This is a genomic window from 'Chrysanthemum coronarium' phytoplasma (genome assembly GCF_000744065.1).
Taxonomy (GTDB): domain Bacteria; phylum Bacillota_I; class Bacilli_A; order Acholeplasmatales; family Acholeplasmataceae; genus Phytoplasma; species Phytoplasma asteris.
On the sequence record NZ_BBIY01000012.1, the window covers coordinates 1 to 8,078 of the forward strand.

An 8,078-nucleotide genomic window follows, 5' to 3' on the forward strand; every position below is an offset into this window, starting at 1 on the left:
GAAAGGATATTTATATGAACCAAAAACCAAGAAAAGCCTTAATTAAAAAAAACAATTTGCCCCAAACCAACACACCCAAAAAACCTTTTTTAAGTAGCAAACTATTAAGCAATTGCATTATTTTTAAATCTATTGTCATTGTTGTATTAGCAATTTATTTAAGTAAACCTACTCAAACAGATATTTACCAAAAAACCACCCAACTACATTTAACAGCAATGGTAGCAGGAATGTTTTTAGGAGGTACTATTTTAGGATTAAAAAAAGGATCTTTTGGAGTTTCTTTAGGAGTTTTATTAGGAGCTACCTTAGGAATGTGGCTATCGTTACTTACTAAAGGAAACATTATTTCAATAATTCAAATGTAGTTTTTAATTTTAACCCCAACCCCAATATTTTTCATTTCCAAAATAAAGAAAGTGTTATCATTTTTATGCAAACCAAAATCAAAAATCTAACCACACAATTTCACACCAGTTTACAAAAAAACAAACATGATTTAGACCAATTAATGACCTTAGACAAAGAATTTTTAGGCAAAAAGGGCATCTTGTTTGAACTTACCCAAGAGCTAAAAAGCCTTCCTCATGCCCAAAAAGCAGTTGCAGGCAAATTAATTAACGTTTTAAAACAAGAAATTATTTTAACTTTACAAAAAGAAAAAGAAATTTTACAAAGAAACCAACTAAACGCCAAATTGCTCCAAGAAGAAATTGATCCTACTTTACCAGGATTGAAATTTTTCCAAGGAAGCGCCCACCCCCTTAATCAAATCATTGAACAAATTGAAGATTTATTTTTATCTTTAGGCTATGAAATTAAAGAAGGCAACGAAATTGAAACTGATTTTTATAATTTTGAAATGCTCAACATGGGCAAAGGCCACCCCGCAAGAGCAATGCAAGACTCTTTTTATATTGACCCCCAAAAACTTTTGCGCACCCACACTTCCAACGTCCAAGTCAAAGAAATGAAAGCTCGCCAAGGAGGACCCCTCAAAATTATTTCTCCTGGAAAAGTTTACCGCAAAGACGATGATGACGCCACTCATAGCCATCAATTTATGCAACTCGAAGGACTTGTCATTGACAAAAACATTAATTTTTCCCATCTCAAAGAAACTCTTTTACTCATTACCAAAGAATTATTTGGCACTTCCCAAGAAATTCATTTAAGACCGTCTTATTTTCCCTTTACCGAACCTAGCATTGAAGTTGATTTAGTAATTACCAAAAAAGATGGCACCAAAGAATATTTAGAAATTTTAGGAGCTGGTTTAGTGCATCCCCAAGTTCTTAAAAATGCTAATTATGACCCTGAAAAATATCAAGGTTTTGCCTTTGGAATAGGTATTGAAAGAATTGCTATGATTAAATATCAAATTGACAATATTAGACATTTTTATACTAATGATATTCGCTTTTTAAAACAATTTGCAAGGAACACCACCAACAATGAAAATTATTGAAAATATTTTAAAAAACCATTTTTCGCAACCCCTTTCCCAAAATATTTCTGCCTTAACTAACAATTATATTACCGAAGTGCAAAATTTTTTCCCCCTATCCAAAAACACTAATTTAGTGGTGGGGCAAATTCTTAACTTTCAAAAAATTCAAGGTTCCCAAAAATTAAATTTAGTAGAAGTTAACACTGGAACAAAAGTAGTCAAAATTGTTTGTGGAGCTTCTAATTTACAAAATGGCAAAAAAGTTATTGTAGCTTCAGAAGGTTCTTTTTTGGAAGGCATCAACGCCACCCTTAAAAACAAAAAAATTTATGGAGTTTTTTCAGAAGGAATGCTTTGTGCTTTGGAAGAATTGGGAATTAGTACCAAATTTTTAACTCCCCAAGAACAAGAAGGAATTTATCTTTTTGATGACCCCAACGACCAAATTGCTTTGGGAAGTAATGCTTTAATTCCTTTAGGACTTGATTGTTTTATCTTAGAATTAGGGCTTACACCCAATCGTGGTGACCTTTTATCTCACCTAGGTTTTGCCAAAGATCTCAAAGCAGTTTTGTCTTCTCAAAGTTCCAATAACAATCAAGAAACAAAATCAACCAACTACAAAACAAAAAACAGCGAAGACCAAACAAACCCCGATTTTTTTGCAAACTTGCCTCAATCTCCTTTAAAAGTCCAAATTGAAAACGACAGTTGTTATGAATACAACGCTTGTATCTTGGAAAACATCAAAATCAAACCTTCTCCTTTATGGTTGCGAAACGCCCTCTTACAATCAGGCATCAACCCAATCAACAATGTTGTTGACATCACTAATTTAATTTTAATCGAATACGGTATTCCCCTACACGCTTTTGATTCTGAAAACATCAAACAAATCAAAGTTAGAAAAGCCTTACCACAAGAAAATATTACAACTCTTAACCAAAATGATTTTGTTTTAGATGAAAATGATTTAGTTATTACAGATGGCAAAAAAGCCATTGCTCTAGCTGGTATTGTAGGACTTTTAGAAAGCAGCATTAAACCTACAACTACTAAAATTATTCTTGAAGCTGCTTATTTTTCGCCCCAAACTATTGCCCAAACTTGTCAAAAACTCAAAACCAAAACTGAAAGTTCCCTACGTTTTGAAAGAGGCATTGACCAAAGTCTTATTCCTTTAGCTTTTCAAAAAGCATGCCAACTTTTAGTCACTTTAGCAGATGGCAAAATTACTTACCAACCTGTAATTACAAAACAAAAAAACCGTACCAATCCTACTATTTCTTTGAATCTTGATTTTGTTACAAGAAAAATTGGCGTTTCTTTGTGCCCTACTCAAATCAAAAATTGGTTATTAAACCTAGATTATCAGATACATACATCCAAACATTTAGGACCACAGAACAAAAACGAACAATTAAACCTCCAAGCTCCTTTACGTCGTTATGATGTCAAAATTAAAGAAGATGTCATTTCTGATTTAACTAGACTTTATGGTTGCCATAAATTACCTCCCCAAACAATTCAAATCCCTACTCAAGGAAAATTAACCTTAAAACAAAAAAATATTAGAGAATTGCGCAAACTCTTAGTTAATTTAGGATTTTATGAAACTATTACTTACAGTTTAATTAGCTCTGAGATGTTTGAAGCTTTTACTCCTCAAAAACCCTTTATCAAAATAATGAATCCTTTGTCACAAGACAAAATGATTTTAAGACAAAGTTTGCTAAGTAGTTTAGTAGAAGTTTTAAGCTATCAGCACAAACGACAAACTTTTGATACTGCTTTTTTTGAAATTGGAAAAACTTATTTTCCCAACCAAGAAACATTAAGTCTTGCTTTTGCTTTGAATGGTCATTTCTTAAATTCCTTGTGGCACAAACAAGATGTTTCAAGTTCTTTTTTTGTTACCAAAGGCATCCTTGAAAAAATTAGTGCTTTTCTAGGCATTACCCTTACTTATCAAAAAACACAACAACATAGTAATTTTCATCCAAGAATGCAAGCCAATTTGTTATTTAACAATCAAATAATAGGAGTTATCGGAAAAACACATCCCCAACTTAATACCAAATACCACTTAAAAGAAAGTTTTCTTTGTGAACTTTTTTTAACGGATGAAATTCTTAACACTACAAAAACGTTTACCTTCCAACCAATTCCTAAATTTCCTACTGTTATTCGTGATTTAGCCTTTTTAGTAGATACCAAATATTCCTTTTATCAAATCGAACAAACCATTAAACAAACTACCCCTTTTGATTTAATCAAATGTGAATTATTTGATGTTTATCAAATACCTACAACCAAAGAAAAACATTCTCTTGCCCTTAGACTTTTTTTCAATAACTTAGATAAAAACTTAGAAAAACAAGATGTAGAACATTGTATGGAAAAAATTACTTCTAATTTGATTAAACACTTTCATATTGAAATTAGATAAAAATAGATAAAAAAAATATTGCTTTTTAAGTGTATATGCAAATATAATAATTGTGGTAAAATAAGTAAAATAATAGGGTAGTTAAATTAGTTTTTTTGCCCTTTTTGTCTTTTTGCCTTTTTACATTTGTATAATTATAAATTTTTTTAATCAATAAAACAACAAAACAACTAAAGGAGTCTTTAAAAATGTTTAATGTCAACCATTTAAGCAAAAATTACGTTACTAAACGCGGTAATATGACGATGGCCTTACAAGACGTTTCTTTAAAATTACCTGATAAAGGTATGGTTTTTATCTTAGGTAAATCAGGTTCTGGTAAATCTACTTTATTAAATGTTTTAACAGGCATTGATGTTGCAAACGGCGGCGTAGTTGAAGTATGCAAAGTTCCTATTACAACTTTTAATCAAAAATATTTAGATAATTATCGTAACGGAATGATTGGTTTTATTTTCCAAGAATTCAACTTAATAGAAGATATGAATGTATTTGAAAATATTGTCTTAGCATTACAATTACAAAATAAAAAACCAGATGTTGCCTTAATTAATGATTTAATGAATCAAGTAGGATTGGATGTTTCATTCCTAAATAGAAGAGTTAATGAACTTTCAGGAGGACAAAAACAACGTGTTGCTATTGTTCGTGCTTTGTTGAAAAATCCTAAAATGGTCTTTGCTGATGAGCCTACAGGAAATCTAGATTCAGAAACAGGAACCCAAGTTTTTGATTTACTTCAAAATTTAAGTAAAGAAAAATTAGTAGTTATTGTATCTCATGATAGCGAAAGTGCTTATAAATATGCTGATCGTATTTTAGAATGTAAAGATGGCAAAGTCATATCAGATATGACAAGAAAAAAAGACACTACTAAAAAAAGCAAAGACAAAAAACAAGTATTTAAAGAAGGTCAAGTTCTTACAGCTGAAATGATTGCAAACTTAACTAACTTAACTAAAAATCCTGCTTTAGAAAACTTTAATAAAACTGATGAGACTAAAGTATTACAACAAGATACTGATTTTGTATCTTTTCCTAGTTGTTTGCCTTTTTCGTTTGTTGCTAAGGCTGCTTTAAAGAGTTTTAAAAATAAAAAGTTTTTCTTGGCATTGGCTGTTTTAGTAACTGCTATTGCAACTTTTATTTTTATGTTTTTTGCTTTTACATTTTTGAGTTATAAATGGTTCGGAATCTGTGATAAAATATATCAAATGTATGAATTATTTGAAGGATATAAAGGATATGGAGAATTATATTTTTTTGTTGGTGTTGTGCAAATAGCTGTTAAAACTATTCAAATTATAAGTAGCCCTATGTTCTGGGTTTGGATTTTATCTGTTCCAGGTGCTATGATTATGCTTTATTTTTCTATGAGTGCCAAACTTCAAAATAAAAAAATGGGTATTCTAAGATCTTTAGGTTCTAATGGTGTTAATGTTGGTAAAATCTTTTTAGTTGAAGCATTCTTTTTTGCTTTATTCCAAATGGTTTTAACTTTTGTATTATTATTAAGTATTTTACTTTGGTTTAAAGATGCATCTATATTATTTTCATCTTTCGATATGAAACCGTTGCCCAATTTTGAAAGTGAAAATGACATTATGGTTTTCGTTAATTATTTAGTAAATTCGAAAAATAAAGGCATTTTATTATGGTTTACATCACCATATTTAGCTTTCAATCCTTTTGTAAGAGTCCTTTTATTTAATTTATTATCATTTAGTTATGTCTTTTTCATGACTCTACTATTTATATCTTTCATTATTTATAAATGGTCTAACAAAAAACCAGTTGACATCATCAACAATAAATAAATATTAATTGAAACACCATATATTATAATATATGGTGTTTTTTTTATCTCTTAAACTTTCAATTTTCATTATTTTGTTTCATCATTTGTCTTAATTTCAAGTACAATTTAAGTGTAGATGTATATTATCAAATAACACTAAATTAATTATATTTAGTAACACAATAAAGATATAATACATTTAATCAAAAACAAACTAATATAAATAAAATAAGGAGTATTACAATGTTAACGAATGTGTACGACCCCCTAAAAGGTAAACAATTCCAAATACTTGACGAAAATGGCAACCTTGTTCAACCTGAATTAGAACCAAAATTATCTAAAGATGTTTTATTAAAAATGTATAAAACAATGGTTTTAGGTAGACAAGCTGATTTAGCAGCCTTAAAATATCAACGCCAAGGACGTATGGGAAACTATTTACTTAACTCAGGGCAAGAAGCATCTCAAGTAGGTGTCGCTGCTGCCTTAGAACCCCAAGATTGGGTATCACCTTATTATCGTGATGCAGGAATTTTTCTTTACCGTGGAGTTTCTTTAGAACAATTTTATCTTTACTGGTATGGCAATGAAAAAGGCTCTCAACTAGACCCTAAGTTGCGTATTTTACCAACTAACATTATTATTGGTTCTAGTGTTAATTTAGGAGCAGGACTTGCCTTAGCAAGCAAAATGCAAAATAAAAAAGAAGTAACTATTGCAACTATTGGAGACGGAGGAACTGCACACGAAGAGTTTAATGCAGGTCTTAACTATGCTGCTGTTTTTGGAGTACCATTAGTAGTGTTTATTCAAAATAACCAGTATTCTATTTCTAATCCTCGTAACAAAGTATCCAAAGCTAAAACTTTAGCTCAAAAATGTTATGCTTGTGGAATTCCTGGCATGCAAGTAGACGGCAACGACATTTTAGCTGTTTATGTAGCAGCCCAAGAAGCCTTTAACGAAGCGCGCAAAGGAAACGGACCTACTTTAATTGAAAATGTTTCTTATCGTCTAGAAGCACACTCCACTAATGATAATGCTTCTGTTTACCGTAGCAAAGAAGAAGAATTAGAGTGGCGCAAAAAAGACCCAATTGTACGTTTTCAAAAATACTTGATGAATAAAGGTTATCTAACTCAAAAACAAGTAGAACAATTTGAAAAAGAAGCCCAAGAAGAAGTTGTTTTAGCACACCAAAAAGTAGAACAAACAGGCAACAACATCGATATTAAAGATATTTTTGCATACACTTATGAAAAAATGACTCCTCAATTAGAAGAACAATACGAAGAATGCAAAGCTTTTTTCAACACAAAGGAAGGTAAATAATAATGGCTTCAATGACATTACTAGATGCAATTAATCAAACTTTAGATAGCAAGTTAGCAAAAGATCCTCGAGTAGTTCTTTTTGGACAAGATGTAGGAAAATTAGGCGGCGTTTTCCGCGTAACTAAAGGCCTACAAGACAAACACGGAGAAACTCGCGTTTTTAATGCCCCTATTGCTGAATCTTCTATTATCGGAAGCGCTATCGGACTTGCCATTAACGGCATGCGACCAGTTGCAGAGATCCAATTTGATGGTTTTATTTTTGTAGGACTAGAAGACCTATTTGCCCACGCAGCCCGTTTGCGTAACCGTAGTCGTGGTAATTACACAGTACCTATGGTAGTAAGAGTCCCAGTTGGTGGAGGGGTAAAATCCTTAGAACATCACTCCGAATCATTAGAAGTAATCTTAGGCTCTGTTCCTGGTCTTAAAGTAGTTATTCCATCTAATCCTTACGACGCTAAAGGTTTATTAATGGCTGCTATTAACGACCCTGATCCAGTAGTCTACATGGAACCTAAAAGAATTTATCGTGGTTTCCGTCAAGAAGTTCCCGAAACAGATTATGAAGTCCAAATCGGTAAAGCCAAAGTCGTTCAAGAAGGCACAGACATTACAGTTGTAGCTTGGGGAGCGATGGTACCAGAAACACTATTAGCCCTTAAACAACTTGATCCTAATGTTTCCGTAGAACTAATTGATTTAAGAACTATTAATCCTATTGACAGAGAAACTGTAATTACATCTGTTAAAAAAACTGGACGCTTTTTAGTAGTTCATGAAGCATGTAAAACTTACGGACCTGCAGGAGAATTAATGGCTTTAGTTAACGAACAAGCTTTCTTATACCTAGATGCAGCTCCTGCCAGAGTTACTGGAAATGATATCACAATGCCTTTAGCCAAAGCAGAACATTATCAGTTTTTAAGCCCTGAAAAAATAGCTGATGCTATTAAAAAAGTGGTTTGCGAATAAGATAACAAAAAGATATAAGGATATAAAAATACAAAGGAAAACCAACCCTTTTCTTTTGTCCCGAAAAAC

Annotated in this window: 6 protein-coding genes; all 6 read left to right on the forward strand. The window is 31.7% G+C overall.

The annotated features are described in order from the left end of the window. The coding region (locus OYV_RS00795; protein WP_236620249.1) for a hypothetical protein at positions 1-368 on the forward strand (368 nt) is incomplete at its 5' end. Between the two features lie 65 nt (positions 369-433). Beyond that, positions 434-1,468, forward strand: coding sequence for a phenylalanine--tRNA ligase subunit alpha (pheS, locus tag OYV_RS00800; RefSeq protein ID WP_011160945.1), 1,035 nt, complete (start codon positions 434-436; stop codon positions 1,466-1,468). Then, the gene (gene pheT / locus OYV_RS00805; protein ID WP_042067720.1) at positions 1,455-3,899 is read left to right on the forward strand and encodes a phenylalanine--tRNA ligase subunit beta; all 2,445 of its coding nucleotides are present in this window, start codon (positions 1,455-1,457) and stop codon (positions 3,897-3,899) included. Before pheS ends, pheT begins: the two co-directional genes overlap by 14 nt. Positions 3,900-4,087: 188 nt before the next feature. Then, positions 4,088-5,716 carry an ABC transporter ATP-binding protein gene (locus OYV_RS00810; protein ID WP_042067723.1) on the forward strand — a complete coding sequence of 543 codons (1,629 nt, stop codon included), beginning with the start codon at positions 4,088-4,090 and terminating at the stop codon, positions 5,714-5,716. Between the two features lie 224 nt (positions 5,717-5,940). Then, positions 5,941-7,032 (forward strand): pyruvate dehydrogenase (acetyl-transferring) E1 component subunit alpha, encoded by a 1,092-nt coding sequence (gene pdhA, locus OYV_RS00815; RefSeq protein WP_042067726.1) that lies wholly within the window; start codon positions 5,941-5,943, stop codon positions 7,030-7,032. 2 nt (positions 7,033-7,034) lie between these two features. Further along, positions 7,035-8,009, forward strand: a complete 975-nt coding sequence (locus tag OYV_RS00820; RefSeq protein ID WP_011160950.1) for an alpha-ketoacid dehydrogenase subunit beta — start codon at positions 7,035-7,037, stop codon at positions 8,007-8,009. The last annotated feature ends 69 nt before the right edge of the window (positions 8,010-8,078 follow it).

What these genes read in the sequence shown, in the direction of transcription:
- pheS (WP_011160945.1), top strand. Translation starts at nt 434, where the DNA reads ATGCAAACCAAAATCAAAAATCTAACCACACAATTTCACACCAGTTTA.
- pheT (WP_042067720.1), top strand. Translation starts at nt 1,455, where the DNA reads ATGAAAATTATTGAAAATATTTTAAAAAACCATTTTTCGCAACCCCTT.
- OYV_RS00810 (WP_042067723.1), top strand. Translation starts at nt 4,088, where the DNA reads ATGTTTAATGTCAACCATTTAAGCAAAAATTACGTTACTAAACGCGGT.
- pdhA (WP_042067726.1), top strand. Translation starts at nt 5,941, where the DNA reads ATGTTAACGAATGTGTACGACCCCCTAAAAGGTAAACAATTCCAAATA.
- OYV_RS00820 (WP_011160950.1), top strand. Translation starts at nt 7,035, where the DNA reads ATGGCTTCAATGACATTACTAGATGCAATTAATCAAACTTTAGATAGC.